The following is a 26,705-nucleotide window of genomic DNA, read 5'->3' on the forward strand; positions in this document are numbered from 1 at the left end:
CACCTCCGCCGTGGCGGAGGTGCCCCTCGATCCCCGTACCGTGCTCATCACGGCTGCGGGCAGGGTGATCAGTTCGAGCTGCGCCCGCTCACGCTGGGCGTGTTCTTCTGGACCGTCATCAGGAACTCGGAGTTGGACTGGCTCTTCTTGATCCGCTCCATGAGCATCTCGAGCGCCTGCTGCTGCTCGAGTGCGCCGAGCACTCGTCGGAGCTTCCACATGATGGCCAGCTCATCCTTGCCCATGAGCGCCTCCTCGCGACGGGTGCCCGAGGCGTTGACGTCCACGGCCGGGAAGATCCGCTTGTCCGCGAGGTGGCGCGAGAGCCGCAGCTCCATATTGCCGGTGCCCTTGAACTCCTCGAAGATGACCTCGTCCATCTTGGAGCCGGTCTCCACCAGCGCCGAGGCGAGGATCGTCAGCGAGCCGCCGTGCTCGATGTTGCGCGCCGCGCCGAAGAAGCGCTTGGGCGGGTACAGGGCCGAGGCGTCGACACCGCCGGAGAGGATCCGACCGGAGGCCGGTGCGGCCAGGTTATAGGCGCGGGACAGACGGGTGAGCGAGTCCAGCAGGACCACCACGTCGCGACCCATCTCCACCAGGCGCTTGGCCCGCTCGATCGCGAGCTCGGCGACGATGGTGTGGTCCGAGGCCGGGCGGTCGAAGGTCGAGGCGATGACCTCACCCTTGACCGTCCGCTGCATGTCCGTGACCTCCTCGGGGCGCTCGTCGACGAGCACGACCATGAGGTGGACCTCGGGATTGTTCACGGTGATCGCGTTCGCGATCTGCTGCATGATGATCGTCTTGCCGGCCTTCGGGGGCGCGACGATCAGGCCGCGCTGGCCCTTGCCGATCGGCGAGACGAGGTCGATCACGCGCGGCGAGATGGCGTTCGGTGCGGTCTCCAGCCGGAGCCGCTCATCGGGGTACAGCGGGGTGAGCTTGCCGAAGTCGACCCTCTGCCGGGCGCGCTCGACCGGCATCCCGTTGATGGTGTCGACCTGGACCAGCGCGGCGTACTTGTTCTGATTGCCGCCGCCGCCCTTGCCGCGGCGGTTGCGGCCACCGCCGTGGTGCTGCTGCTCGACCTGGCGGTCCTCACCGTCACGCGGCGTCTTGACCTGGCCGGTGATGGCATCGCCCTTGCGCAGCCCTGCCCGCTTGACCTGGTTCATGGTCACGTAGACGTCGCTGGCGCCGGGGAGGTACCCGGTGGTGCGCACGTACGCGTTGTTGTCGCGGATGTCCAGGATGCCGGCGATGGTCATCAGCTCATCACCCTCGCGGGCCTGTCCGTCGTCCTGGTTGCCCCCCTGGGAGCCCTGGCCGCCCTGCGAGTTCTGGCCGCCCTGCGAGTTCTGCGACCCCTGGCCGCTCGGGCCACCCTGATCGTTCTGCCCGCCGCGGCCTCGGCGCTTGCGGTCTCGCGAGCGGTTGCGGCTGCGGGAGCGCCCCCGACGATCGTCGTCGCAGCCGTCCTCGCCCTGCCGGTCCTCGTCCTGTTCCCCGGAACGGTCCGGGAGCTCGATGTCCTCCAGGCGTCGGCGCTGGCCACCACCGCGGTTCTGCCCGTCCCGGCGATCCTCACCGCGGCCCTGATCCTCGCCACGGTGCTCCTCGCCGCTGCGGGGCCTGCGGCCGCCGCTCGCGCGGCCGTCGCCCTCGCCGCCGGCGTCCTCGCGACTCCCCGAGCGATTCCCGGAGTCGCCGCGGCTCTTCTCACGATCCTCGCCGGCGCCACCGCCGGTAGGCAGCTCGATGCCGAGCTCGGGCGCGGATTCCTCGCCCGAGCCGCCCGAAGCGGCGCGAGAGCGCGAACGGGAGCGGGAACGCTCGGCGCGACCGGTGGTCGCCGTCTCCGCGTCATCCTGCGCGACGGTCTCCTTCGGTGCAGCGGATTCTGCCGGCGCGTCCGCGGCGGCGGAGGCATCGGCGGTCGGCGGCGCACCGCCGCCACGAATCGCCTCGATCAGTTCGCCCTTGCGCAGGCGACGGGCCCCCTTGATGCCGCGCTCGGCCGCGATGGCCTGCAACTCGGGAAGCTTCTTCGCCGCAAGATCTGCGCCGGAGGTGGTGTCGTTCACCCGGGTTCCTTCCTGTCGAGCCGGTCTCGCCGACTCTTTTCTGGTCTGGGTGCCGCACAGCGCCGGGAACAAGATATCTCCGGGTGCTGTCGCGACGGCCGCACAGGGTTCTCCCCACGATGCAAGGCATCCTCGGGGGCCTGCCGGTGTGATTCGGGGTGCGCCAGCGGCGGCGCACGAGCCTGGAGTGCACGTCGTGATCGGTGCGCGGGGTCCGTGCGGGGCGCTTGCTCAGGAAGCTCATCGGAACGCGGAGATCTGCGCACAGCATCCACCAGGGATCTGCTGCAGGGTTCAGCGTCGCGCGATGTCGCCTGGACGCAGGGTCAACCTACCACAGGCGCGGCGGCGACCGTTCGCAGCCCCACCTCAGCGATCCGCCAGGTGGTGGGATCGGCGACGAAGCGGCGGACCAGCGGTGCCAGATCCGTGCGGCGACCGGACATCACCAGCACCGAGGGACCCGCACCCGAGACCACGGCGGCGTGGCCCTCCCTGCGCAGCACCCGCATCAGCTCGACACTCTCGGGCATGCCCGGGGCGCGCCGATCCTGGTGCAGCCGATCCTCGGTCGCTTCGAGCAGGAGCTCCGGCGAGCCGGCGAGGGCGTGGACGAGCAGAGCGGAGCGGGAGGCGTTGAACACCGCGTCGGTGTAGGGGACCTCCTCTGGCAGCAGCCCTCTGGCCTGATCGGTGGGCAGGGTGGTCGTGGGCAGCAGCACCACGGGGCGCAGCACGCCGTCGGCGACATGCAGCGGCACCGCCCGGGCCGCAGCTCCCTGCATCCAGGACAGCACCACACCACCGCACAGCGCCGGGGCGGCGTTGTCGGGATGACCTTCGAACTCCGTCGCCAGCTGCAGCACGGCCTGGTCATCCAGCGCCTCGGGATCGGAGATCATCCCCCGCGCCAGCAGCAGACCGGCAAGGGTGGCCGCAGCGCTGGAACCGAGGCCCCGGCCGTGCGGGATGCGGTTCATGGCCTGCAGTCGCAGGCCGGTCTGCGGAGCTCCGGCATGATCGAGGCCGCGGCGCAGAGCGCGCACGACGAGGTGGTCCTCGCCGGCAGGCACCGAGGCGGACCCCTCCCCCTGGACCGTGATCTCGACCGCGCCGGTGGTCGCCTCGACGCTCAGCTCGTCGCAGAGGTCCAGGGCCAGCCCCAGGGTGTCGAAGCCGGGCCCGAGATTCGCGGAGGTCGCGGGGACCCGCACCGAGACCCGGGTGTGCTGGATCCTCACAGGCCGATGGCCTCCGCCGCCGCGGCGATGTCGACCGGCACCACCGTCGGGGTGAGTTCGTGCTGGGACATCGCGGTGTCGATGTCCTTGAGCCCGTTGCCGGTGACGGTGATCGTGATCGTCGCGCCCGCCGGGACGAGACCCTTCTCCGCCTGCTGCAGCAGGCCGGCAACGCCGGCCGCCGAGGCGGGCTCGACGAAGATGCCGACCTCGGCCGCGAGCAGCTTCTGCGCATCGAGGATCTGCTGGTCGGTGACCGCGTCGATGAGCCCGCCCGAGTCGTCCCGGGCCTCGACCGCGAGGTGCCAGGAGGCGGGGGCACCGATGCGGATGGCGGTGGCGACCGTCTCGGGGTTCGTGATCGGATGGCCTGCCACGAAAGGAGCGGCGCCAGCGGCCTGGAAGCCCCACATCTGCGGGAGAGAGTCGGTGATGCCGGCCTCGCAGTACTCGCGATAGCCCATCCAGTAGGCGGAGATGTTCCCGGCGTTGCCGACAGGGAGGATATGGATGTCGGGAGCCCGGCCCAGTGCATCGCTGATCTCGTAGGCGGCGGTCTTCTGCCCCTGGAGGCGGTACGGGTTCACCGAGTTGACCAGCTCGATCGGGTGCTCCGCGTCGAGCTTCCGGGCGATCTCGAGGCAATCATCGAAATTACCGTCGACCTGGATCAGCTTCGCGCCGTGCACGACGGCCTGGGCGAGCTTCCCGGCGGCGATCTTCCCCTGCGGCAGCAGCACCGCGCAGGTCAGGCCCGCCGCGGTGGCGTAGGCCGCGGCCGAAGCGCTGGTGTTGCCGGTGGAGGCGCACACCACGGCGGTCGCGCCGTCGCTCAGCGCCTTCGACATCGCCGAGACCATGCCGCGGTCCTTGAACGAACCGGTGGGGTTCATCCCCTCGACCTTGATGTGGACGTCCGCGCCGACCTTCGTCGACAGGGCGGGAGCGGGCACCAGCGGGGTTCCGCCCTCCCCCAGCGTCAGCAGGGTGTCGCTCTCGGCGAACGGAAGATGCTCTCGGTACTCGGCGAGGACGCCGCGCCATTGATGTGCCATGTGGTCATTCTCCTTCGATGCGCAGGATGGAATCGATGCTCAGCACCGTGGCGGTGGAGGAGAACACATCGAGCGACGAGGTCATCGCCGACTCCAGTGCCCGGTGCGTGCTGATGCCGATGTGCGCGCGCGCCGGTTCGTCCGAGGCGTCGTCCTGCTCGAGCAGCTCCTGGTGGATGGTCGAGATGGAGATCCCGTAGCCCGACAGGGTGCCGGCGATCTCGGCGAGCACGCCGGGTCGGTCCTCCACGGTGAGCGAGATGTAGAAGGCGCTGCGCAGCTCCTCGAGCGGGATCGACTCGAGCTCCGCATACCGCGACTCGCGAGGCCCCACCCCGCCGTGCACTCGAGCGCGGGCGGCGGAGACCACGTCGCCGAGGATGGCGGAGGCGGTCGGGGTGCCACCGGCTCCCTGGCCGTAGAACATCAGCGAACCAGCGGCATCCGCCTCGATGAACACGGCGTTGTACGCCTCGGCGACCGAGGCCAGCGGATGGTCCACGGGGATCAGCGCCGGGTAGACACGGGCGGAGATCCGCTCACCGCCCTCCTCCTCGATGCGTTCGACGATCGAGAGCAGCTTGATGGTGCGGCCCATCCGGGCCGCGGCGGCGATGTCCTGAGCAGAGACCTGGGTGATGCCCTCGCAGTGCACGTCGGTCAGCCGCATCCGGCTGTGGAACGCGAGCGAGGCCAGGATCGACGCCTTGGCTGCCGCGTCGTGTCCCTCGACATCGGCCGTCGGATCGGCCTCGGCGAAGCCGAGCTGCTGGGCGGTGGCCAGGGCGTCATCGAAGCTCGCGCCGGTACGGGTCATCGCGTCGAGGATGAAGTTCGTGGTGCCGTTGACGATCCCGAGCACTCGCTGGATGCGATCCCCGGCAAGCGACTCGCGCACCGGACGCACCAAGGGGATCGCGCCGGCGACTGCGGCCTCGAAATAGAGATCGACCCCGTGAGCATCCGCGGCCTCGTAGAGCGTGGCGCCGTCCTGGGCCAGCAGGGCCTTGTTCGCGGTCACCACGCTCGCCCCGTTCGCCATGGCGTCCAACAGGAGGGAGCGAGCCGGTTCGATGCCGCCCATCACCTCGATGACCAGGTCCGCCTCCCGCATCAGGGAGGCGGCGTCCTCGGTGAGCAGCTCGGCGGGCACATGCTCGCCACGATCGCGGGCGATGTCGCGCACGGCCACCCCGATCACCTCGAGGCGCCCGCCGATGCGATGGGCGAGCTCGTCCCCCTGCTGGGAGATCAGGCGCAGCACCTCCCCGCCGACGGTGCCGGCACCGAGAACCGCGACACGGAGGGTGGGCAGCGTCGAGAGCGAGGAGGACCTCACAGGAGCTGAACTGCCGGAGACGTGCTGTGACATGTGCGCAGTGGTCCTTCCACAAGGTCCGAAGGGCGGGCGGTGATGGGCTCTCGAACTCTAACCGAGGGTCGCGCCGCCATGTGTCCCGACGTGAACGAATGCGACGGCGCGACTCGGACATGCCTGCCGCTCGTCCCTCGCAGCACGTCGATCAGCCGATATCCAGGCCGAGGAGGTCGTCCTCGGTCTCGCGGCGGATCAGGGTACGGATCTCGCCGTCGCGCACGGCGATCACGGGAGGCCGTGGCACGTGGTTGTAGTTCGAGGCCAGCGAGTAGCAGTACGCACCGGTGACGGGCACCGAGATCAGGTCTCCGCGCTCCACATCGCTGGGCAGGTACTCGTCCTTGACGACGATGTCCCCGCTCTCGCAGTGCTTGCCGACCACGCGGACCACTTCGGGCGCGGCGTCGGAGACTCGACCGGTGAGCAGGCAGGAGTAGTCCGCGTCGTACAGCGCGGTGCGCACGTTGTCGCTCATCCCGCCGTCCACAGAGACGTACACCCGATGGTGGGGGCCGCCCAGGCGCACGTCCTTCACGGTGCCCACGGAGTACAGGGTCTGGGTGGACGGGCCCGCGATCGCCCTGCCCGGTTCGAAGGACACGTGGGGCACCTCGATCCCGAGCATCCGGCACTGCATCGTGACGATCCGCGCGATCCCGTCGGCGAGCACCTCGGGCGTGGCCGGGGTGTGCTGGGTGTTGTACATGACGCCGAAACCGCCGCCGAGGTCGAGCTGGTCGACGGTGTGGTCGAGCTCGTCGCGGATCTGGGCGACCAGCTCGAGGACGCGGCGGGCGGCGACCTCGAAGCCGCCGGTGTCGAAGATCTGCGAACCGATATGGGAGTGCAGCCCCAAAAGGTCCAGCTGCGGAGCCCGGAGCACACGGCGCACGGCGGCGAAGGCGGCCCCGCCGGTGAGGGAGAGCCCGAACTTCTGATCCTCGTGCGCGGTGGCGATGAACTCGTGGGTGTGCGCCTCCACCCCGGTGGTCACCCGCAGCATCACAGCGGCGCGCCGACCGAGCCGCGCCGCGAGGTCGTCGACCAGCTCGATCTCGTCCAGGGAGTCGACGACGATGCGGCCCACCCCGGCCTCGAGAGCGCGACGGATCTCCGCCTCGGACTTGTTGTTCCCATGCAGGGCGATGCGCTCCGGGGGGAAGCCGGCGCGCAGGGCGACGGCGAGCTCACCGCCGGTGCACACGTCCAGCCCCAGCCCGTCCTCCTCGACCCAGCGCACCACGGCGCCGCAGAGGAAGGCCTTGCCCGCGTAGTAGACATCCGCCCCACGATGGGGGGCGAACGCCTCGGCGAACGCGTTGCGGAACGCGCGGGCCCGGTGACGGAAGTCGTCCTCGTCGAGCACGAAGGCGGGGGTGCCGACCTCCTCAGCTATGCGCCGCACGTCCACGCCGGCGATCTCGATGGCCCCCTCGGCATTGCGTGCGGTGTTCCGCGACCACAGCCCGTCGATCAGGTGGTTGACGTCCTCGGGATACGGCAGCCAGGTGGGGGCTGCGTCGTTGCCGTGTAGGGCTCCGGCCTCGTGGGCACGCATGTCTGCTCCTGCTCTCGCGCCATCCCGCCCCACGATCTCGGCGGGCGGCTCGCGCCGTCGGCGCCCTCCGAGGTTAGGTGCGCGGTCGACGCCGCCGCACCCGTGTCCGATCTGCGAACAGCACAGCTCCCGCCCCCGTCCACCCGGTCGGCCGTGACCTGCACAGGTCAGAAGCGCAGTTCACCGAGGGTGGAGCAGGACTTCGGACCCAGCTGGTGATCGATCGCACTTGATAACCTCGACGGGTCGGCGCGGGAGACACGATCAGACACCTCCGGGCGCTTCCCGCTCGCTCCCTCGCCTCCGAGAACGATGTCACGCGAAGGAGTTCCGTTGTCCACTTCATCTTCGGTCCAGGACCGTCCCGGCGAGCACGAGCTGGTGGTCGTCGCCAATCGTCTGCCGGTGGATTCCCGGACCCTCCCCGATGGTGCCACCGAATGGGTGACCAGCCCCGGCGGCCTCGTCACCGCGATGGAGTCGGTGATGCGCACCATCGACTCCGGCGCCTGGGTGGGGTGGGCCGGCGCACCGGGTGAGGCCCCCGAGCCCTTCGACGCCGACGGGATGAGCCTGTACCCGGTGAGGCTGGATCAGGAGGACATCGAGCGGTACTACGAGGGCTACTCCAACGCCACCCTCTGGCCTCTCTACCATGACGTCATCGTCGCCCCGGAGTTCCACCGCGGCTGGTGGGACTCCTACCTCACGGCGAACCGTCGCTTCGCCGCCGCGGCCGCACCGGTCGCGGCTCCGGGCGGGACCATCTGGGTGCACGACTACCAGCTGCAGCTGGTCCCGCGGATGATCCGGGACCGGCGCAGCGACGTGCGCATCGGCTTCTTCAACCACATCCCGTTCCCGCCCGTCGAGCTGTTCTCCCAGCTCCCCAAGCGCAACTCCATCCTGCGCGGTCTGCTCGGAGCGGACCTCGTGGGCTTCCAGCGCGAGAGCGATTCGCTGAACTTCCTCGCCGCCGTGCGCAAGCTGCTGGGCCATCACGTGGACGGGATGACGATCTCGGTGCCCGGCATCGGTGCCGCTCCGATGCGGGAGGTGCAGGTGCAGACCTTCCCGATCTCCATCGACTCCTCCGCCGTCTCCGCCCTCACCGAGGATCCGGAGATCCGCGAGCGCGCGGCACAGCTGCGGCGGGACCTCGGCGATCCGGAGAAGATCGTGCTGGGCGCGGACCGTCTGGATTACACCAAGGGCATCCGTCATCGGCTGAAGGCCTGGGGAGAGCTGCTGGACGACGGCTCGATCGACCCGCACGACACCGTGATCATCCAGATCGCCACGCCGTCCCGCGAGCGGGTGGAGTCGTACCGCCAGCTGCGCGACGAGGTCGAGCTGACGGTCGGGCGGATCAACGGCGAGCATGCGCCGCTCGGCCGTCCGGCCGTGTCCTATCAGCACCACTCCTTCGACCGCCGGGAGATGACGGCGCTGTTCATGGCCGCGGACGTGGTGCTGGTGACAGCACTGCGCGACGGCATGAACCTGGTCGCCAAGGAGTACGTCGCCTCCCGGCCGGATCTGCACGGCGTGCTGGTGCTCAGCGAGTTCGCCGGCGCGGCCGATGAGCTGCGTGCCGCGGTGCTGGTGAATCCTCACGACATCGATGAGCTCAAGGCCGCGATCCTGCGGTCGCTGGCGATGCCTCCCGAGGAGCAGGAGGAGGCGATGCGCTCCCTGCGCCATCAGGTGATGGAGCACGACGTGCAGTTCTGGGCCCACCAGTTCCTCGAGAACCTCACCGCCAGCGGATCCCCGGAGCAGGAGGCGGCGCCGGTCATCCGGCTCACCGGGGACGCACCCAGCGATCCTGTCGAGCTCGACGCCACGCTGCGCGACTTCACGGCGGTGCCGCGCCTGCTGATCGCCTCCGACTTCGATGGAGTGCTGGCGCCGATCGTCTCCGACCGCGATGCGGTGCAGCCCGATCACGCCGCACTCACCGCCCTGCGCCGGCTCTCCGACCTTCCGGGGGTCGCCGTCGCACTGGTCTCCGGGCGCGCGCTGGCCGATCTCGACTCCCATACCGAGATGCCGAGCTCGGTGGTGCTGGTGGGGTCCCACGGCGCGGAGGTGGGGGCGCTGCCGCCGTGGATGCAGGCAGAAGTGCTGGACAAGTCAGCGCTGAGCATGACCCCGGAGGCGGAGGAGCAGCTCGCCGCGATCACCACCACGCTGCGGCGGATCGCTCGGGCCCACCCCGGCACGGAGGTCGAGACCAAGCCGACAGCCGCGGTGCTGCACACCCGGAACGCGAAGGGCCGGGGCGGGATCAACGCCACCGAGTCGGCGCTCGAGTACGCCACGACCCTGCCCGAGGTCACCGTCACGCCCGGCAAGGAGGTCGTGGAGTTCGCCGTCGTGCACACCTCGAAGGGAGCGGCGATCGATGCCCTGTCCCGGGCGAGCGCCGCCGATGCCTGGCTGTACCTGGGCGATGACATCACTGATGAATCCGTCTTCGCGCAGTTGGGCAGCGACGATGTGGGGGTGAAGGTGGGCAGCGGCGATACTGCGGCCCAGCTGCGGATCCCCGACACCGAGGCGGCGCGGGACCTGCTCCGACGGCTGCTCGAGCTGCGCGCCGAGCAGAGCTGAGCTGAGCTGAGCTGAGCTGAAAAAATCCCCGGCCACCAGCCAAGATGGCTGGTGACCGGGGATTCTCTCGGTGCCCGCGACAGGATTCGAACCTACGACCTTCTGCTCCGGAGGCAGACGCTCTATCCACTGAGCTACGCGGGCGGACTAGGGAAGTCTAGCAACATCTGCGGGTGACGGACCGCGTCATCGCCGTCGGAGACACCGGGTGTGAGAGGGACCTCACCGCAGCAGCGGCAGCTGAGCCCCGTGGAGCACTGCCGAGGGATCCGCGGCAATGCCCAGACCGCTGGGCGCGGCCCCGGAGCGCACCAGCAGATCCCCGACCGCGGCGATCATCGCGCCGTTGTCGGTGCACAGCCGCGGCGACGGGATCCGCAGCTCGATGCCCTCGGCATCGCACTTCTTTTGGGCGACCGCGCGGAGGCGAGCATTGGCGGCGACGCCGCCCACGATCACCAGCGTGTCCAGGTTCCGCTCGCGCACGGCACGGAGCGACTTCTTCACCAGCACATCGACGACGGCCTGCTCGAAGGAAGCCGCGATGTCCGCGACGGGGACCGGCTCCCCTGCGCGCTCGAGGGTCTCGACGGTCCGAGCCACCGCGGTCTTGAGCCCGGAGAAGGAGAAGGTGAACGGCGCATCCTTCGGGCGCAGCATCGCGCGGGGGAAGGAGAAGGCGGCGGGGTCGCCGTCGACGGCGGCGCGCGAGATCGCAGGCCCGCCGGGGTAGCCGAGGCCGAGCAGGCGGGAGACCTTGTCGAACGCCTCTCCCGCCGCATCGTCCAGGGTGTCGCCGAGATGCTCGATGGGATCGCGCACCAGATCGCCGACAGCGAGGATCGAGGTATGGCCGCCGGAGACGATCAGCACGATGCTGCGCTCGGGCAGTGGGCCGTGCTCGAGGGTGTCGGCGGCGGCATGGCCCGCCAGGTGGTGCACGCCGTACAGAGGTTTGTCGAGGGCCCAGGCGATCGACTTGGCGGCTGCGAGGCCCACATGCACGGCGGTGGCCAGTCCGGGGCCGGAGGTGACGGCGACGTGCGAGACATCGGCCAGGTCGACGTCGGCGTCCTCCAGCGCGATCCGCAGCGTCGGGACGACGGCCTCGAGATGGGCGCGGGCGGCGATCTCGGGGACCACTCCCCCGAAATCGGCGTGCTGGGAGGCGCTCGAGGCGAGGCCCTGCCCCAGCAGGGTGCCATCCGAGACGAGACCGAAGCCGGTCTCGTCGCAGGAGGACTCGACCCCGAGGACGATCGGGGACCCGAGTGCCATCACCGCAGGATCGACATCGGGTTGGAGTAGTTTCCCGCCTCGTCCATCTTCGCGAAGTGCAGGTGGCAGCCGGTGGAGCGCCCGGTGGAGCCGACATAGCCGATGGTGTCGCCCGCGCTGACGGAGGCGCCCACCGAGGTGTTGTAGCCCTGCAGGTGGTAGTAGCCGGTGACGACCCCGTTGCCGTGATCGATCTTCACCCGCTTGCCGGAGGCGCTGTTCTGCTCGACGGCGATGACGGTGCCGGACTTGGCCGCGGCCACGGGGGTGCCGCAGGCGGCACCGAAGTCCACGCCGTTATGCCCCTTGAAGTAGCCGAGGACGGGGTGCATGCGTCCACCGAAGCCCGAAGTGATGGGACCGCTGACGGGGCGCAGGTAACCCTCGTGGCCCACCGGCTCGGCGGCCGTGGCCTCCTCGACGGGCTCGGGGACCGAGACCTCGATGCCGGTGCTCTCGGCCTCCTCGGAGGCTTCGGCCTTCTCGGAGTCCTCGGCAGCCGGGGCGGTGCGCTCCTCGGAACGGCTCGCGTCGGCGTCCTCGCCGCGGGTCTCGACAGCTGCCGCGGAGGCGACGTCGGCCGCGGGGAGCGCCACGGGGGCTGGGGCCTGGTCGGCGGGGGCGACGGACTGGGCCTGGGCAACCGCCTCACCCTGCGGGGCGGTCTCATCGATCCCGGCCGCGGCGGCCGCCAGGGGTGCAGCAATGGTGGCGGTGGCGAGGACTCCGAGGACCCCGACCTTCACCGCTCCGGCGGAGACGACGGAGTCGCGGTGGGTCCCTCCGACCAGGCGGTGCTTGCGCACCGTTGCACGTCCGTCGGCGCGATGATTCGCCACGTGTTGACCTCTTCCATTGCGACTGTGTAGATCTCGTCCAAGCGTCTGTCTGATCGTGACGCCGGACAGGGGAAGCACGCGTCGCCGAACAACCTCGAACAACCTACGTGCCTCCCACCTGGCATGACGAGCATCCCGACCGGGTCATTGCCAAGTTTTTGCCTCGATGCCACAAAGGTTGCCTGATCTTGACGAGCAGGCACTGTCCGGCAGTGATCAGGTCACTTCCGAGCACCCCGGGAGGATCTGTGGGTCACATTCGATCCGGCCCCGACATCCCTCCGGTCCCTGCTGCGGCTCGCAGGAGCGATCCGGAGTTCCGCGATTCCTGAGTTCCCAGGGGGCGGCGTCTAGAGTGGCGCCATGTCGACCCCGGACCAGAACGCTGCCCCCGGCGCCCCCGCGTGCGCGTCGTCGTGATCGAGGATGAGCAGACGATCACCCGCGCGATCGCTGATCGCCTCACCGCCGAGGGATGGGAGGTCACCACCGCTTCCGACGGCCCCTCCGGCGTGCGAGCCGTCGCCGAGGTGCGCCCGGACGTGGTGGTGCTGGACGTGATGCTCCCGGGGTTCGACGGCCTCGAGGTATGCCGTCGGATCCAGGCCGACGAGCCGGTGCCGGTGCTGATGCTGACCGCCCGCGACGACGAGACCGACATGCTCGTGGGACTCGGAGTGGGCGCGGATGACTACATGACCAAGCCCTTCTCCATGCGCGAGCTGGCCGCCCGGCTCAAGGCTCTGCTGCGCAGGGTGCGCCGCGTCGGGGCACCGGCGCCGAGCGAGTCCGAGAAGCAGGATGCCCTGCAGTTCGGCGACCTGGTCATCGATCGCGCCGGGCGACGGGTGATGCGTGCGGGCGCTCCCGCCCATCTGACCCCCACCGAGTTCGACCTCCTGCTCTGCCTGGCGAACGCCCCTGGCACCGTCCTCACCCGCGAACAGCTCCTGGCCGATGTCTGGGACTGGGTGGATGCGACCGGGACCCGCACCGTGGATTCCCACGTCAAGGCGCTGCGTCGCAAGCTGGGCTCCGACCTGGTGCGCACCGTCCACGGCGTGGGCTACGCCCTGGAGATCCCGGAGGACCCCGAGGACCCTCCGGGCGGCGCCGCCTCGCCCGGCTCCCTCGCCGGCGAGTCGGATCTCTCCTCCATGCCGACCCCGAACCTCCCCACCGAAGACTCGTGACTCCGCCCGCCGTCGACGGTGCGGGCGACCCCCAACGCCGGGTCCCGGAACGGTTGGACGTCCGGCCGCTGGACCGTTTCCGCTCCTTCAAGGTCAAGCTCGGGATCCTGGTCGCCGCGAGCGTCACCGTCGCCGCGCTGCTCACGCAGGTGAGCATCCGGGCCGGGGTGGAGCCGTTGCTGGCGCTGCCGCTGGTGGTGCTCGTGGCGCTGGTTTTCACGCAGGTGCTCGCCCGCGGCATGACCTCCCCGCTGCGGGAGATGACCGGAGCCGCCCAGGCGATGGCTCGCGGCGACTACAGCCGCACCATCCGCACCACCAGCCGTGACGAGGTCGGTCAGCTCGCCTCCGCTTTCTCCACGATGGCCTCCGAGCTCGAGCAGACCGACCGGATGCGCCGCGACCTGGTCGCCAACGTCTCCCACGAGCTCCGCACCCCGGTGACCGGCCTGCGTGCCCAGCTGGAGAACCTGGTGGACGGCGTGACCGAACCCGATCCGGCCGCTCTCGAGGTCGCGCTGACCGAGACCGAGCGCCTCTCGCAGCTGGTGGACCACCTGTTGGATCTCTCTCGGCTCGATGCCGGGGTGGTCGAGCTCGACCTCGAGGCCGTCGAGCTCACCCCGTTCCTCCACGAGGTGGTCGACGCCGCTGCCCTCGCCCCCGGGGGCCGCGACATGCGCTGGATCATCGACGTCGAGCCTGCCGATCTGGCAGTGCCCGCCGACGCCGCGCGCCTGCACCAGGTCATACACAATCTGCTGGAGAACGCCGCCCGGCATTCCCCGGCCGGTGGGCGGATCCATGTGTCCGCCGCCCGCACCGCGCAGGATGACGGCGTGCGCATCGACGTCCACGACGAGGGGCCCGGCATCGCCCGTGAGGACCGCTCCCGGGTGTTCGAGCGCTTCCAGCGCGGCGGCTACGACAACACCTCCGGCGGCACCGGGCTGGGCCTCGCGATCGCGCGCTGGGCGGTCGGGCTGCACGGCGGCACGATCGAAGTCCTCGACGACCCCCGCAGCGAACACGCCCGGGACGGTCGCTCGTCCCTGATCCGCGTGGTGCTGCCGGACACCTCGTGGAGCACGTGATGTCACGCACTCCACAGCATCTTCGCCGGTCGAGCCCCAGGGACGGCGCACGGCGAGCATCTCCTGCCGCTAGGCTGGGAGCATTCCGTATCACCCGACCGTGAGAAGGCTGGCGATCTCAGAGTGTCACAGCAGACACAGGACTCCGACTCCGCGGAGTTCGGCCCGAATCAGTGGCTCGTGGACGCACTCCGCGAGCAGTGGCGCGACGATCCGTCGAGCGTCGATCCCAGTTGGGCGGAGTTCTTCTCCGCCCAGGGCTCAGTGAGCACCGACCCCTCCCCCGCCACGAACTCCCCGAGCACTCCGCGACGTCAACGGCGACGTCGACGGATGCCACCGCCTCCACGGACGCGGCGCCGCAGGGCGCCCCCGCACAGAAGCCCGATACCGGTGAGCCTCCGGCGTCCGTCACCACGAGCTCCGATCCCGTCGGGAGCGCGCCGAAGTCCTCCACCCCCTCCCGCTCCTCGGCTGCCGCCCCCGCGACCGCCCCTCAGTCCTCGAAGGAACCCTCTGCCGTGAACGCTGATCCTGCCAAGGACTCCGCCGCCTCGAAGGCACCCGCCGTCTCCACGACCTCGGACCGCCCGGCGAAGGTCCCCACCACCACCGCACAGATCCCGGCGGTGGAGCTGCGCGAGCCCGAGGCCGTCAAGCTCCGTGGGCCCGCTGCAGCGATCGTGCGCAACATGGCCGAGTCCCTCGAGGTGCCCACTGCCACCTCGGTGCGCGATGTCCCGGTGAAGCTGCTGTTCGACAACCGCCTGGTGATCAACAACCACCTCAAGCGCCATCGCGCAGGCAAGGTCTCCTTCACCCACCTCATCGGGTGGGCGATGATCGAGGCGATCACCGAGATCAACGACATGAACAACGGCTTCGACATCGATGAGAAGGGCAAGCCGCTCCTGCTCAAGCGCGAGGACATCAACTTCGGGCTCGCCATCGACATGCCGCGGCCCGACGGCTCCCGCGGCCTGGTGGTGCCGAGCATCAAAGCCGCTCAGCGCTTCGACTTCCGGGGGTTCTGGAAGGCCTACGAGGAGGTCGTGGCCAAGGCCCGCGCCGGCAAGCTCACGATGGACGACTTCTCGCACACGACGGTCTCGCTGACCAACCCCGGCGGCATCGGCACCGTCCACTCCATCCCCCGCCTCATGCAGGGCCAGGGCGTGATCGTCGGCGTCGGCGCGATGGACTATCCCGCACAGTTCCAGGGCGCGAGCCCCGCCACCCTCGCCGAGCTCGCGATCTCGAAGGTCATGACGCTGACCTCGACCTACGACCACCGGATCATCCAGGGCGCCGCCTCCGGCGAGTTCCTGAAGCGGATGGGCGACAAGCTGCTGGGCAAGGACGGCTTCTACGACCGGGTCTTCGCCTCGTTGCGCCTGCCCTACCAGCCGGTCCGCTGGGTGCCCGACAACCCCTTCCGGCACACCGAGTCCGAGCGCCTCGCACGGGTGATGGACATGATCCATGCCTATCGCGTGCGCGGGCACCTGATGGCGGACACCGACCCGCTGCAGTACAAGGTGCGCACCCACCCGGATCTCGATGTCGAGACCTACGGGCTGACCCTGTGGGATCTGGACCGCACCTTCCCGACCCGCGGTCTGGGCGGCAAGGACAAGATGTCCCTGCGCGACATCCTCGGAGTGCTGCGCGATGCGTACTGCCGCACCATCGGCGTGGAGTACATGCACATCTCCGATCCGGACGAGCGCGCCTGGATCCAGCAGAAGATGGAAACTCCTCGCAAGCCCTTCGACAAGGCCGAGCTGACCCACATCATGGATCGCCTGAACTCCGCCGAGGCGTTCGAGACCTTCCTGCAGACGAAGTTCGTGGGCCAGAAGCGCTTCTCCCTCGAGGGCGGCGAGGCAGTCATCCCGATGCTGGACGCGGTGCTGCACGGCGCCGCCCATGACGGCATGGACGAGGTGGCCATCGGGATGAGCCACCGCGGCCGGCTCAACGTGCTATCGAACCTGGCTGGCAAGAGCTACGGGCAGATCTTCCAGGAGTTCGAGGGCAACTACGGCCAGAAGCTCGGCTCCGGCGACGTGAAGTACCACCTGGGCACCGAGGGCTCCTACACCTCGCACGACGGCAAGAGCACCAAGGTGTACCTCGCCGCGAACCCCTCCCACCTGGAGGCCGTGAACCCGGTCCTCGAAGGCATCGTCCGCGCCAAGCAGGACCGTCTCGAGCGTCCCGAGGAGTTCCCGGTGCTGCCGGTCCTCGTGCACGGCGATGCCGCCTTCGCCGGCCAGGGCGTGGTCACCGAGACCCTGAACCTCTCCGAGCTGCGCGGCTACCGCACCGGCGGCACGATCCACGTGATCATCAACAATCAGATCGGCTTCACCACGCTGCCGGACTCCTCGCGCTCGTCCTTCTACTCGACCGACGTCGCCAAGTCCACGCAGCTGCCGATCTTCCATGTCAACGGCGACGATCCGGAGGCCTGCGTGCGGGTCGCCGAGATCGCCTTCGAGTTCCGTCAGAGGTTCCACCGCGACGTGGTCATCGATATGCAGTGCTACCGCCGCCGCGGGCACAACGAGGGCGACGACCCCTCGATGACGCAGCCCGAGATGTACAAGCTGATCGCCGAGAAGCCCTCGACCCGCAAGCTCTACACGGAAGCGCTCATCGAGCGCGGCGACCTCACCGAGGAGGAGACCGAAGGCCTGGTGCGCAACTTCCAGGAGCACCTGGACGAGGCCTTCGCCTCCACTCGCACCGCACGGCCCGCCGAGTCCTCCTCGCAGGAGCAGGTCCAGGGCCTGGACCTGCCGGACGCCCAGCAGGGAGGCACCGACGACACGCCGGTGCAGACCGCGGTCGGGGCCGAGGTGCTCGAGCGCATCGGGCAGGCTCATTCGGAGGTCCCCGCCTCCTTCGAGGTCCACCCCAAACTGATGACGGTGCTGCAGCGCCGCACGCAGATGACCACTGCGGGCAATATCGACTGGGCTTTCGGCGAGCTGCTGGCCTTCGGCTCGCTGCTGCTGCAGGGCCATCGCGTGCGCCTGGCCGGCCAGGACTCCCGTCGCGGCACCTTCGTCCAGCGCCACAGCGTGCTCATCGATCACGACAACGGCGATACCTGGACGCCGCTCGCCTACCTCTCCGATGAGCAGGCGCGGTTCAACGTCTACGATTCCTCGCTCTCGGAGTTCGCGGCGCTCGGTTTCGAGTACGGCTACTCGGTCGAGAGCCCGCAGTCACTGGTGCTGTGGGAGGCGCAGTTCGGCGACTTCGTCAACGGCGCGCAGACCATCATCGATGAGTTCATCTCCGCTTCCGAACAGAAGTGGGGCCAGAAATCGAGCGTGGTGATGCTCCTCCCCCACGGCTATGAGGGTCAGGGCCCGGACCACTCCTCCGCGCGCATCGAGCGCTTCCTCCAGCTGTGCGCCGAGAACAACATGCGCGTCGCCGCACCGTCCACGCCGGCGAGCTACTTCCACCTGCTGCGCAGGCAGGCACTGACCGAGCCGAAGAAGCCGCTGATCGTCTTCACTCCGAAATCGATGCTGCGCAACAAGGCCGCGGTCAGCACGGTCGAGGACTTCACCACCGGAACCTTCGAGCCCGTCCTCCAGGACACCACCGTGGATCCGGCCGATGTGCGCCAGGTGCTGCTGACCTCCGGCAAGGTCTACTGGGACCTCGTCGCCTGGCGTGAGAAGCACGGGGTCACCGATACCGCACTCGTGCGGGTCGAGCAACTCTACCCGTTGCCCACCGAGCAGCTCCAGGAGATCCTCGGCCGCTACCCGGACGCCTCGCTGGTATGGGTCCAGGAGGAGCCGCAGAACCAGGGCGCCTGGAGCTTCATGGCGATGAACTTCGCCATCGAGGTCGGACGCACGCTGCGGGTCGTCGCCCGTCCCGCCTCCGCCTCCCCGGCGACCGGGTCGAACGCGACGCACAAGGTCGAGCAGGAGGACCTGCTCACCCGGGCCTTCGAAGGCTGAGCACCGCCGCGGGTCCCGGGTTCGCCCGGGGCCCGCGGCGCCGTTAGAGTTGACGCCCCCCGTCCCCGTCCAGGAGGTCCCGGTGCCCACCGTGCCTATGACGCCCGCCCCGTCTCCGGAGTCCCGGATCCGGATCATCGCGCTCGGAGACGAGCTCCTCGCCGGAGTGGGTGATGCTCGGGCGCTGGGATGGCTCGGCCGTGCCGTGGCCAGCGAACAGGGAGCGGCCAACCGCATCGACGTGTTCAGCTCCGCCCTGCCCGCCGAGACCTCCGCCGAGCTCGCGGAGCGCTGGGACGAGGATGTGCAGCGACGTTTCTCGACCGAGGGGCAGGCCGACGGCTCCGTCGACAACCGGGTGGTGCTGGCCATGGGCCGCGCCGACATCGGGACCGGGATCTCCTTGGCCCGCTCCCGGCTGAACCTCGCCAAGGTTCTCGACGGGTTGGAGCGGCTGCGCATCCCCGCCTTCGTGGTGGGGCCGACCCCCAGCACGGACGCGGGCACCACCGCCGCGGTGCGGGAGCTCTCCGGAGCCTTCGAGGACGTCTGCTCCCGCCGGCGGATCCCGTATGTCGACACGGTCGGCGGTCTGATCGGCCACGAGCAGTGGGAGTCCGATCTGGCCCGCTCTCCCGGCGATCATCCCGGGCAGGTCGGCTACGGACTGATCGCCTGGCTGGTGCTGCACGGCGGCTTCGGCCGCTGGCTCGGCACCTCCTCCTGAGGTGACCTCTTCCCGAGTGACCTCGGACTCAGCACGGAGCGGACACCGCTCCGGACGGCGCCATCCCCAGCGCCATATGACACAATCGTCGGGTCATCCGGGCGAAGGAAGGAGATCGTGATGAGCAAGCGAGGACGCAAGCGCAAGGCTCGCCGCAAGAACAGCGCGAATCACGGCAAGCGCCCCAACAGCTGACCGTGACGTCGCCGCGAGCGACATGACGACGGGCCACTCCCTGCGGGGAGTGGCCCGTCGTCATGTGAGCCTGAGGAGCGGGTGCGCGCCGGGGACGGGCTCTCAACCGTCAGCGCCCGGGAACTCGCGGCGCACCGTCGAGGTGCGGGTGATCCGCACCGTGGTTCCATCACTGTCCGTACGGGTCACCGAGACGGTGCGGCACTGCACGGCTATCCGCTCCCGCAGCTCCGAGGGAGCGCGATCAGCGCAGCTGCGGCGCACCAGCTCCTTCAACCGGCGCATCCGCTCCCATTCCTCGGCGCATTCCGGGCAGTCGTCGGCATGGCGCTGCATGCGCTGGACCAGCTCCTCGGGCAACTCCCCGTCGAGCGCCTCCTCCAGCCCGTAGCGCAGGTCGCGTCGCGCCGACTCTGCGGAGCCGGCGCGAGGGGCGAGATCGTCCTGGTTCATCGTTCGTCCTCCCCATCCGTCATTCCGCTGGTGGTGCTGCCGGTCGCCGCGCCATCGGTCCCCGCGCCGCCGCGCAGGAAACCGCTGCGGTATGCATAGTCCGAGAGCTTCTCCCGCAGCTGGCGACGCCCCCGGTGCAGGCGTGACATCACGGTCCCGATCGGGGTGTCCATGATCTCGGCGATCTCCTTGTAGGCGAAGCCCTCGACATCGGCGAGGTACACCGCCATGCGGTAGTCCTCACGCAGTTCGCCCAGCGCATCCTTGACCGCGGAGTCCGGCAGGTGGTCCAGCGCCTCGGTCTCCGCGGAGCGCAGTCCGCTGCTGGTATGCCCGGCCACCTCCGCCAGCTGCCAGTCCTCGACCGTGTCGGTCCAGGCCTCCTTGGGCCGCCGCTGCTTGGTGCGATACATCGAGATGAAGCTGTTGGTCATGATGCGGTACAGCCACGCTCGCATGTTCGTCCCCGGGGTGAAGCGCTCACGCGCCCGGAACGCTTTCACGAAGGTGTCCTGCACCAGGTCCTCTGCATCGTGCGGGTTGCGAGTCATCCGCAAGGCGCCGCCGTAGAGGGAGTCGAGATGGGAGAGCGCCTCGGCCTCGAAGTCGAACTCGAGGGCCGCGGCGGCCGCCGACACCTCCACGGTGCGGGCGGGGTCCGGCGCGCCCTCGTCGGGGCTCAGGACGGGATCTGTTCGGGTCATCGCTCTCAAACCTACGCCACCGGGGCGGGCCGGAGCGTATGCGAGCAACGGAACAGTCATGGGCTCTGCCTTCCCGGCGCCTGTGGGCGTCTCGTCCTGCGGTGGTCATGCAGCCGCTGCGGGCTGCGACGCGCGCGGCGCATCGCCAGGTCCAACGCACGCGGCACGCTGGATGTTCCCCGGACGGTAGTCTGGACGCCGGTGACCTGGCCGACACGGCCGCGCCACCTGACCTCCTGACCCCGTCGAGAACGTGAGGACACCATGTCTCTGGTCCGTCGCATCGCCCGGCCCCTGCTCGCTGCACCCTTCGTCTTCCAGGGAGTGCGCACCGCCCTGCACCCCGAGCGGGAGATCGATGTCTACCCGCCGGCCTTCGACGCGGCCGACTCCGCGATCTCCAAGAGCTCGGCCCCGGGCTTCCTGGACGTGCGCACCGTCATCCGTGCCACCGGCGCCGTCGCCGCCGGCGCCGGGATCCTGTACGCCGCCAATCGCTGCCCGCGCGCCGCAGCAGCGACCCTGCTGGCCACCACCTCCGTCGGCTGGGCCGGCCGCAAGAAGGTCTGGGAGCTGCGCGGCGAGGAGCTGACCCAGGAGGTCCAGTCGATCCTCACCGACGCCGGCCTGCTCGGCGGCGTGCTGCTGGCCGTGGTGGATCACGACGGTCGCCCCTCGCTCAGCTACCGGGCGAACAAGTTCGTCGAGCGCAGCCAGAAGAAGGCCGCGGCGAAGCAGCGTGAGATCGAGAAGAAGGCCGGAACGCTCGACAAGAAGGCGAAGAGCGCGGTCGCCACCGCGCAGAAGCAGCTCGCCGGCCAGCGGGGCTGACGACGTGGCCTCTGAGGTTCTGTGGAACGCACCGTTCGCCGACCAACCGGTCGACGCCCTGGTGCGGGTGCCGGGATCGAAGTCCCTGACGGCACGGTGGATGCTGCTAGCCGCTGCTGCGGCGGAGCCCTCCGTGCTCCGCGGAGCGCTGGTCTCCCGCGATACGCGGCTGATGCGCGATGCGCTCGAGCGCCTCGGCGCGGTGCTCGAGGTGCAGGACGGCGCGCTGCACGTCACCCCGATCCCCGCTCCGCCCACGGATCCGGCCGATCCGGTCGAGATCCACACCGGGCTCGCCGGCACGGTGATGCGCTTCGTGCCGCTGCTCGCGGCGCTGCATCACGGCGATGTCCGCTTCACCGGTGACCCCGCTGCGCTGCAGCGGCCGATGGATCCGGTGATCGACCTCCTGCGCCAGCAGGGCGTCGAGGTCACCGAGCACGGGGAGACCGGTCGGCTGCCGCTGACCGTGCACGGCACCGGGAAGCTGCCCGGCGGCCGTCTCGAGGTCGACGCCTCCGGCTCCAGCCAGTTCATCTCCAACATGCTGCTGGTCGCCGCGCATGCGGAGGCGGATGTCGAGCTCGTCCACATCGGTGAGGTGCTGCCCTCGCTGCCGCATATCGAGATGACCATGGAGACCCTGCGCCAGGCCGGCATCGAGGCCTCGCACGGGCTCGATGGGCAGGGCCGCCACCGCTGGCAGGTCCGTCATGGAGAGATCCGGCCGATGGAGGTCACCGTCGAGCCCGACCTCTCCAACGCCGGTCCGTTCCTGGCCGCGGCGCTGGCCACCGGCGGCACCATCGCGGTCGACGACTGGCCCGAGACCACCACCCAGCCGGGGGACGCCTACCGCGACCTGCTGACCCGGATGGGCGGAGAGGTCTGGCGCGAGGGTCGGACCATGTGCGTGCGCGGCACCGGGGAGATCCACGGCATCGACGCGGACATGTCCGCGATGGGCGAGCTGGTGCCCACGATGTCGGCCCTGTGCGCGCTGGCGGACTCCCCGTCCCGGCTCACGGGAGTCGCCCACCTGCGTGGCCATGAGACCGATCGGTTGAAGGCGCTGGCCACCGAGCTGACCAAGGTCGGTGCGCGCACTGCCGAGCTCGACGACGGTGTGGAGATCCATCCCGGTGAGCTGCGCGGCGCGGTCTTCGAGAGCTACGAGGACCACCGCATGGCCACTGCCGGTGCGATCATCGGCCTGCGGGTCCCGGATCTGCGGGTGGTCGACATCGGCACCACGCAGAAGACGCTGCCGGATTTCGTGGGGATGTGGCTGTCGATGCTGCACCCGGAGCCGGCGGCGGACGACGCGTGAGACGCTCCGCGAGGGAGTACGACGAGAGCGACGTCCGCATCCGTCCGCAGCGGCGCGGCTCGCGTCCGCGCACGAAGGAGCGGCCCAAGCACGAGGATGCCGTCACCGCCCGAGTGGTCTCCGTGGACCGCGGGCGGTGGCGGACGCTGCTGGCCGAGGGCACGGCCGAGGAGCGCGCGGTCACCGCGATGCGTGCCCGGGAGCTGGGCCGCTCCCCGATCGTCCCCGGTGACCTGGTCGGTCTGGTCGGTGACACCTCGGGGCGCGAGGGCAGCCTCGCCCGCATCGTGCGCATCCGGGAGCGCAGCTCCTTCTTGCGGCGCAGCGCCGACGACGACGATTCCACGGAGCGCCCGCTGGTCGCGAACGTGGACCTGATGGTGATGGTCACTGCCGTCGCCGAGCCGGAACCGCGCGGCGGGATGATCGACCGCTGCCTGGTCGCCGCCTTCGTCGCCGGGATCGACACCCTGCTGGTGCTGACCAAGTCCGATCTGCGCTCTCCCGAGGGGTTCCTCACCACCTACACGCCGCTGGGCCTCGAGCACGTGGTGACGCGTCGCGAGACGCCAGCACAGGCGGCGGATCCGGCGCATCCCGGCATCGTGGGCCTGGAGGAGCTGCGCGAGCGGCTCTCCGGGCGGATCAGCGTGCTCGTCGGCCATTCGGGCGTTGGGAAGTCCACGCTGCTGAATGCGCTGGTCCCGGGAACAGACCGTGCCATCGGAGGGGTCAACGACGTCACCGGGCGGGGTCGGCACACGTCCTCCTCGGCGCTGGCGATGCCGCTTCCGGCCGACTCCGGCTGGGTGATCGACACACCGGGGGTGCGCTCCTTCGGCCTGGGCCATGTGGACCCCGAGGAGCTGCTGGACGCCTTCGCTGACCTCGCTCAGCTGGCCGAGGCCTGCCCCCGCGGCTGCACCCATCTCGAGGACGCCCCGGACTGCTCGCTGGACGAGCAGGTCGCCGCCGGAGGCGCCGGCAGCGCCGGCCCCGCCCGGCTGCTCTCCTATCGACGGCTGGCCACGACGCTGCGCAAGAACGACCCCTGGGAGATGTGAACCGCGCCTGCGCCACGGCGATCCATGGTCGCGCCTCGGTCTCATCACGCTCCCGCGTCGCTGCGCGGGACGGGCGGGCGCGGCCCGTACTGTAGGCGCATGTCCAGTCGATTCGCCGATGACCTGCGCCTGGCACACGTGCTGGCCGATGCCGTGGACCAGCTGACGATGTCGCGCTTCAAGGCGCAGGATCTCGAGGTCTCCACCAAGCCAGACCTCACCGAGGTCACCGACGCCGACCGCGCGGCCGAACAGCTGGTGCGCTCCCAGCTCGCCCGTGCCCGCTCCCGTGATCAGGTGATCGGTGAGGAGTTCGGCAGCACCGGCGCGTCCCCACGGCAATGGGTGATCGACCCCATCGACGGCACCAGCAACTTCGTGCGGGGCGTGCCCGTATGGGGCACCCTCATCGGACTCATCGAGGACGGTCGTCCCGTCGTGGGCCTCGTCTCCGCGCCGTCGCTGGGCCGGCGCTGGTGGGGTGGTGAGGGGGTGGGCGCCTGGACCGGCACCCGGATCAACAGCGCCTCACGCCTCCAGGTCTCCTCCGTCGACTCGATCGGTGAGGCCTCGCTGTCCTACTCCTCGCTGCACGCGTGGGCGGAGCAGGAGCGGCTGCCGCAGATGCTGAACCTCATGCAGCGCTTCTGGCGCACCCGTGCCTATGGAGATTTCTGGTCATACATGCTGGTCGCCGAGGGGGCGGTCGATGCGGCCTGTGAGCCGGAGCTCGCGCTGCACGACATGGTCGCCCTGGTCCCGATCGTCACCGAGGCCGGTGGCCGCTTCACCTCGCTCACCGGTGAGGACGGGCCCTTCGGCGGGAGCGCGGTGGCCACCAACGGACGGCTGCACGAGGAGATCCTGGAGGCGCTCGCGTCCCGGGCGTGATCAGTTCGCGGCCGGAGTCCACGCCAGGGCCGCGGTCGGGGCCGTCCAGGTCCGATCGGTAGACTCGAGCCTTCGTGACCCCGAACCGTGAAGGAACTCCCTCTCCATGACCGTCAAGCGCGTCGCCCTCCTGACCGCCGGTGGCTATGCCCCCTGCCTGTCCTCCGCCGTCGGCGGCCTCATCGAGCGGTACACCGAACTGGTGCCCGATGTCGAGATCATCGCGTACAAGCACGGCTACTGGGGTCTGCTCTCCGGCGAGAAGCTGGTGGTGGACGAGGAGGTGCGTGCCAAGGCGGGGCTGCTGCACAACTACGGCGGCTCCCCCATCGGCAATTCCCGCGTGAAGCTCACCAACACCGAGGACCTCGTCAAGCGCGGCCTGATCCAGGAGGGCGAGAACGCCCTCGAGGTCGCGGCGAACAAGCTCAAGGACGACGGTGTGGATGTGCTGCACACCATCGGCGGCGACGACACCAACACCACCGCGGCGGATCTGGCGAAGTTCCTGCACGAGAACGGCCACGAGATGCAGGTCGTCGGCCTGCCCAAGACGATCGACAACGACATCGTGCCGATCCGTCAGTCCCTCGGCGCGAAGTCCGCCGCGGAGCAGTCCAGCGTGTTCGCACAGAACATCGTCGCCGAGCACGGTTCGAACCCGAAGATGCTGATCATCCACGAGATCATGGGTCGAGCCTGCGGCTACCTCACTGCGCAGGCCGCCGAGTACTACCAGACCTGGCACTCCCAGCAGGAGTGGTTGCCGGGGATCGGCCACCGCGCCGAGCGCTGGGATGTCCATGCCGTGTTCCTGCCCGAGCTGAAGCTCGACATCGAGGGCGAGGCAGAGCGCCTCAAGGCCGTCATGGACGATGCCGGCTGCGTGAACATCTTCCTCTCCGAGGGGGCCGGGATCCCCGAGATCGTCGCCGAGATGCAAGCCCGCGGCGAGGAGCCGGAGAAGGACCCCTTCGGCCACGTCAAGATCGACACCATCAACCCCGGCCAGTGGTTCGCGAAGCAGTTCGCGCCGCGGCTCGGCGCGGAGAAGGTCATGGTCCAGAAGTCCGGCTACTTCGCCCGTTCCGCGAAGGCGAATCCGGAGGACATCCGGCTGATCAAGTCGATGACCGACTACGCGGTGCAGGTCGCCCTCGAGGGCGGCTCGGGCCTGATCGGGCACGACGAGGAGCGCGGGAACGTGCTGCGCGCCGTCGAGTTCGAGCGGGTCGCCGGCCATAAGGCCTTCGACATCTCCCAGCCCTGGTTCCACGAGGTCATGGAGCGCACCGGCCAGAAGATCGTTCCGGCCGACGCACACTGAGGACCGGGTCCACGGGCTCGGCGGAGATGCTGATGAGTGCCCGCCGCCCCCGCGTGCGCACCTGGCGCCGCACCCTTCACGCGCTCGCCCCCACCGGGCGGGCGCGTGAAGCGCGTCCGGGCGCGCCGCAGGACGGCACGCGCACCGGCGACAGCCCCCGCCCTCCCGCTCCTGGCCCGCACGCCACGGCGCTGAAGGAAGATCGAGGCCCGCTGGCCCCCGCCCGGCTGCTGCGCCCGCGGCAGGGCCGGCTCGGGGACTGCTGGCTGATGGCCCCGATGCTCGCGATCCACGAGACCGCACCGGAGCGTCTGCGGCAGCTGCTGAGCGAGGAGGCGGGCGGGATCGTCGCCGTGCAGCTGCCGGGGATGACGGAGCCGATCCGGGTGGACCGTCACCTGCCGGTCGATGCCCGGGGCACCTTCCAGTACGGCCGCCGCGACGGCGCGAATCCCGGCTGGGTGGGTGTGCTCGAGAAGGCGATCGCCCTCCACGTGGCCGGCGGTTACCCCTTCCTGCAGCGCGGATTCGCCCGCTTCGGCTTCGAACTGCTGCTGGGCGAGCGGGTGCGCACGCAGCTGCGGACGCCGAGCGCCGCACAGGTCATAGCCTGGCGCTCACAGCACCGGGCGATCGCTGCCTCGACGCATCCGCTGAGCCCGCGGGTGCCCACCGCCGCCGGGCCGCTGCCGCCGAACCACGTGTTCGCCGTCGTCGGCGCCGATGCGCACAGCGGACACATCCACCTGCGCAACCCTGCACGCCCGGCAGAGCTCCTGGTGCTCGATGCCCGCAGCTTCCGCCGCGGGTTCCTCTCGGTGGACGTCACCGCACCGCTGGGCTGATCGACGG

General features: G+C 69.9%; 20 protein-coding genes, 1 tRNA gene and 1 pseudogene. 12 read left to right on the forward strand and 10 right to left on the reverse strand.

Annotated features, from left to right (window positions below; translation table 11 throughout):
* Nucleotides 1-68: 68 nt before the first annotated feature.
* The 5 genes from rho to lysA all read right to left on the reverse strand — a co-directional run bounded on the left by rho (nucleotide 69) and on the right by lysA (nucleotide 7,319).
* Nucleotides 69-2,087, reverse strand: coding sequence for a transcription termination factor Rho (rho, locus tag CFK39_RS02055; RefSeq protein ID WP_089064071.1), 2,019 nt, complete (start codon nucleotides 2,085-2,087; stop codon nucleotides 69-71).
* A 326-nt stretch (nucleotides 2,088-2,413) separates the two neighbouring features.
* Complete coding sequence (gene thrB / locus CFK39_RS02060; RefSeq protein WP_089064072.1) at nucleotides 2,414-3,328, reverse strand: homoserine kinase; 915 nt, start codon at nucleotides 3,326-3,328, stop codon at nucleotides 2,414-2,416.
* Nucleotides 3,325-4,383, reverse strand: coding sequence for a threonine synthase (thrC, locus tag CFK39_RS02065; protein ID WP_089064073.1), 1,059 nt, complete (start codon nucleotides 4,381-4,383; stop codon nucleotides 3,325-3,327). Before thrC ends, thrB begins: the two co-directional genes overlap by 4 nt.
* Nucleotides 4,384-4,387: 4 nt before the next feature.
* Nucleotides 4,388-5,755 carry a homoserine dehydrogenase gene (locus tag CFK39_RS02070; protein ID WP_089064074.1) on the reverse strand — a complete coding sequence of 456 codons (1,368 nt, stop codon included), beginning with the start codon at nucleotides 5,753-5,755 and terminating at the stop codon, nucleotides 4,388-4,390.
* A 151-nt stretch (nucleotides 5,756-5,906) separates the two neighbouring features.
* Complete coding sequence (lysA, locus tag CFK39_RS02075; RefSeq protein WP_089064075.1) at nucleotides 5,907-7,319, reverse strand: diaminopimelate decarboxylase; 1,413 nt, start codon at nucleotides 7,317-7,319, stop codon at nucleotides 5,907-5,909.
* 333 nt (nucleotides 7,320-7,652) lie between these two features.
* Between lysA and CFK39_RS02080 the strand changes: the two genes are divergently transcribed.
* Entirely contained in the window at nucleotides 7,653-9,935 is a 2,283-nt protein-coding gene (locus tag CFK39_RS02080; protein WP_420836211.1) for a bifunctional alpha,alpha-trehalose-phosphate synthase (UDP-forming)/trehalose-phosphatase, read from the forward strand.
* Between the two features lie 71 nt (nucleotides 9,936-10,006).
* Here the strand turns inward: CFK39_RS02080 and CFK39_RS02085 are convergent.
* The 3 genes from CFK39_RS02085 to CFK39_RS02095 form a co-directional block, all read right to left on the reverse strand.
* Nucleotides 10,007-10,079 (reverse strand) — tRNA-Arg (locus CFK39_RS02085).
* A 78-nt stretch (nucleotides 10,080-10,157) separates the two neighbouring features.
* Nucleotides 10,158-11,213 (reverse strand): tRNA (adenosine(37)-N6)-threonylcarbamoyltransferase complex transferase subunit TsaD, encoded by a 1,056-nt coding sequence (tsaD, locus tag CFK39_RS02090; protein WP_157697025.1) that lies wholly within the window; start codon nucleotides 11,211-11,213, stop codon nucleotides 10,158-10,160.
* Nucleotides 11,213-12,052 carry a M23 family metallopeptidase gene (locus CFK39_RS02095; protein WP_245822824.1) on the reverse strand — a complete coding sequence of 280 codons (840 nt, stop codon included), beginning with the start codon at nucleotides 12,050-12,052 and terminating at the stop codon, nucleotides 11,213-11,215. Before CFK39_RS02095 ends, tsaD begins: the two co-directional genes overlap by 1 nt.
* A 404-nt stretch (nucleotides 12,053-12,456) precedes the next feature.
* Between CFK39_RS02095 and CFK39_RS02100 the strand changes: the two genes are divergently transcribed.
* The 5 genes and pseudogenes from CFK39_RS02100 (at nucleotide 12,457) to CFK39_RS17425 (ending at nucleotide 19,253) form a co-directional block, all read left to right on the forward strand.
* Entirely contained in the window at nucleotides 12,457-13,245 is a 789-nt protein-coding gene (locus tag CFK39_RS02100; RefSeq protein ID WP_245822825.1) for a response regulator transcription factor, read from the forward strand.
* Nucleotides 13,242-14,339, forward strand: coding sequence for a HAMP domain-containing sensor histidine kinase (locus CFK39_RS02105; RefSeq protein WP_089064078.1), 1,098 nt, complete (start codon nucleotides 13,242-13,244; stop codon nucleotides 14,337-14,339). Before CFK39_RS02100 ends, CFK39_RS02105 begins: the two co-directional genes overlap by 4 nt.
* Nucleotides 14,340-14,462: 123 nt before the next feature.
* A pseudogene (locus CFK39_RS02110) lies at nucleotides 14,463-18,331 on the forward strand (multifunctional oxoglutarate decarboxylase/oxoglutarate dehydrogenase thiamine pyrophosphate-binding subunit/dihydrolipoyllysine-residue succinyltransferase subunit).
* An 82-nt stretch (nucleotides 18,332-18,413) separates the two neighbouring features.
* A complete protein-coding gene (locus CFK39_RS02115) occupies nucleotides 18,414-19,058 on the forward strand; it encodes a GDSL-type esterase/lipase family protein (protein WP_089064079.1) in 645 nt (214 codons plus the stop codon).
* Nucleotides 19,059-19,178: 120 nt separating this feature from the next.
* Nucleotides 19,179-19,253, forward strand: coding sequence for a 50S ribosomal protein bL37 (locus CFK39_RS17425; protein ID WP_377017627.1), 75 nt, complete (start codon nucleotides 19,179-19,181; stop codon nucleotides 19,251-19,253).
* Nucleotides 19,254-19,355: 102 nt separating this feature from the next.
* Here the strand turns inward: CFK39_RS17425 and rsrA are convergent, their stop codons facing one another.
* Together rsrA and CFK39_RS02125 are read right to left on the reverse strand one after the other, a co-directional pair.
* On the reverse strand, nucleotides 19,356-19,706 hold the full coding sequence (gene rsrA / locus CFK39_RS02120) for a mycothiol system anti-sigma-R factor (RefSeq protein ID WP_089064080.1): 351 nt from the start codon (nucleotides 19,704-19,706) through the stop codon (nucleotides 19,356-19,358).
* A complete protein-coding gene (locus CFK39_RS02125) occupies nucleotides 19,703-20,410 on the reverse strand; it encodes a sigma-70 family RNA polymerase sigma factor (protein WP_275094122.1) in 708 nt (235 codons plus the stop codon). Before CFK39_RS02125 ends, rsrA begins: the two co-directional genes overlap by 4 nt.
* Nucleotides 20,411-20,674: 264 nt before the next feature.
* Between CFK39_RS02125 and CFK39_RS02130 the strand changes: the two genes are divergently transcribed.
* The 6 genes from CFK39_RS02130 (at nucleotide 20,675) to CFK39_RS02155 (ending at nucleotide 26,698) form a co-directional block, all read left to right on the forward strand.
* Nucleotides 20,675-21,241, forward strand: coding sequence for a hypothetical protein (locus CFK39_RS02130; protein WP_089064081.1), 567 nt, complete (start codon nucleotides 20,675-20,677; stop codon nucleotides 21,239-21,241).
* Between the two features lie 4 nt (nucleotides 21,242-21,245).
* Entirely contained in the window at nucleotides 21,246-22,571 is a 1,326-nt protein-coding gene (aroA, locus tag CFK39_RS02135; RefSeq protein ID WP_089064082.1) for a 3-phosphoshikimate 1-carboxyvinyltransferase, read from the forward strand.
* Nucleotides 22,568-23,635, forward strand: a complete 1,068-nt coding sequence (gene rsgA, locus CFK39_RS02140; protein ID WP_089066248.1) for a ribosome small subunit-dependent GTPase A — start codon at nucleotides 22,568-22,570, stop codon at nucleotides 23,633-23,635. The genes aroA and rsgA overlap by 4 nt, the downstream gene beginning before the upstream one ends.
* Before the next feature lie 99 nt (nucleotides 23,636-23,734).
* A complete protein-coding gene (gene hisN, locus CFK39_RS02145) occupies nucleotides 23,735-24,526 on the forward strand; it encodes a histidinol-phosphatase (RefSeq protein WP_089064083.1) in 792 nt (263 codons plus the stop codon).
* 106 nt (nucleotides 24,527-24,632) lie between these two features.
* The gene (locus CFK39_RS02150) at nucleotides 24,633-25,853 is read left to right on the forward strand and encodes a pyrophosphate--fructose-6-phosphate 1-phosphotransferase (protein ID WP_089064084.1); all 1,221 of its coding nucleotides are present in this window, start codon (nucleotides 24,633-24,635) and stop codon (nucleotides 25,851-25,853) included.
* A gap of 32 nt (nucleotides 25,854-25,885) precedes the next feature.
* On the forward strand, nucleotides 25,886-26,698 hold the full coding sequence (locus CFK39_RS02155; RefSeq protein WP_245822828.1) for a C2 family cysteine protease: 813 nt from the start codon (nucleotides 25,886-25,888) through the stop codon (nucleotides 26,696-26,698).
* The last annotated feature ends 7 nt before the right edge of the window (nucleotides 26,699-26,705 follow it).

Origin of the sequence: Brachybacterium avium, assembly GCF_002216795.1 — a bacterium.
Lineage (GTDB): Bacteria > Actinomycetota > Actinomycetes > Actinomycetales > Dermabacteraceae > Brachybacterium > Brachybacterium avium.

What these genes read in the sequence shown, in the direction of transcription:
- thrC (WP_089064073.1), bottom strand. Translation starts at nt 4,383, where the DNA reads ATGGCACATCAATGGCGCGGCGTCCTCGCCGAGTACCGAGAGCATCTT.
- CFK39_RS02070 (WP_089064074.1), bottom strand. Translation starts at nt 5,755, where the DNA reads ATGTCACAGCACGTCTCCGGCAGTTCAGCTCCTGTGAGGTCCTCCTCG.
- lysA (WP_089064075.1), bottom strand. Translation starts at nt 7,319, where the DNA reads ATGCGTGCCCACGAGGCCGGAGCCCTACACGGCAACGACGCAGCCCCC.
- tsaD (WP_157697025.1), bottom strand. Translation starts at nt 11,213, where the DNA reads ATGGCACTCGGGTCCCCGATCGTCCTCGGGGTCGAGTCCTCCTGCGAC.
- rsrA (WP_089064080.1), bottom strand. Translation starts at nt 19,706, where the DNA reads ATGAACCAGGACGATCTCGCCCCTCGCGCCGGCTCCGCAGAGTCGGCG.
- CFK39_RS02125 (WP_275094122.1), bottom strand. Translation starts at nt 20,410, where the DNA reads ATGACCCGAACAGATCCCGTCCTGAGCCCCGACGAGGGCGCGCCGGAC.
- CFK39_RS02130 (WP_089064081.1), top strand. Translation starts at nt 20,675, where the DNA reads ATGTCTCTGGTCCGTCGCATCGCCCGGCCCCTGCTCGCTGCACCCTTC.
- hisN (WP_089064083.1), top strand. Translation starts at nt 23,735, where the DNA reads ATGTCCAGTCGATTCGCCGATGACCTGCGCCTGGCACACGTGCTGGCC.
- CFK39_RS02150 (WP_089064084.1), top strand. Translation starts at nt 24,633, where the DNA reads ATGACCGTCAAGCGCGTCGCCCTCCTGACCGCCGGTGGCTATGCCCCC.
- CFK39_RS02155 (WP_245822828.1), top strand. Translation starts at nt 25,886, where the DNA reads ATGAGTGCCCGCCGCCCCCGCGTGCGCACCTGGCGCCGCACCCTTCAC.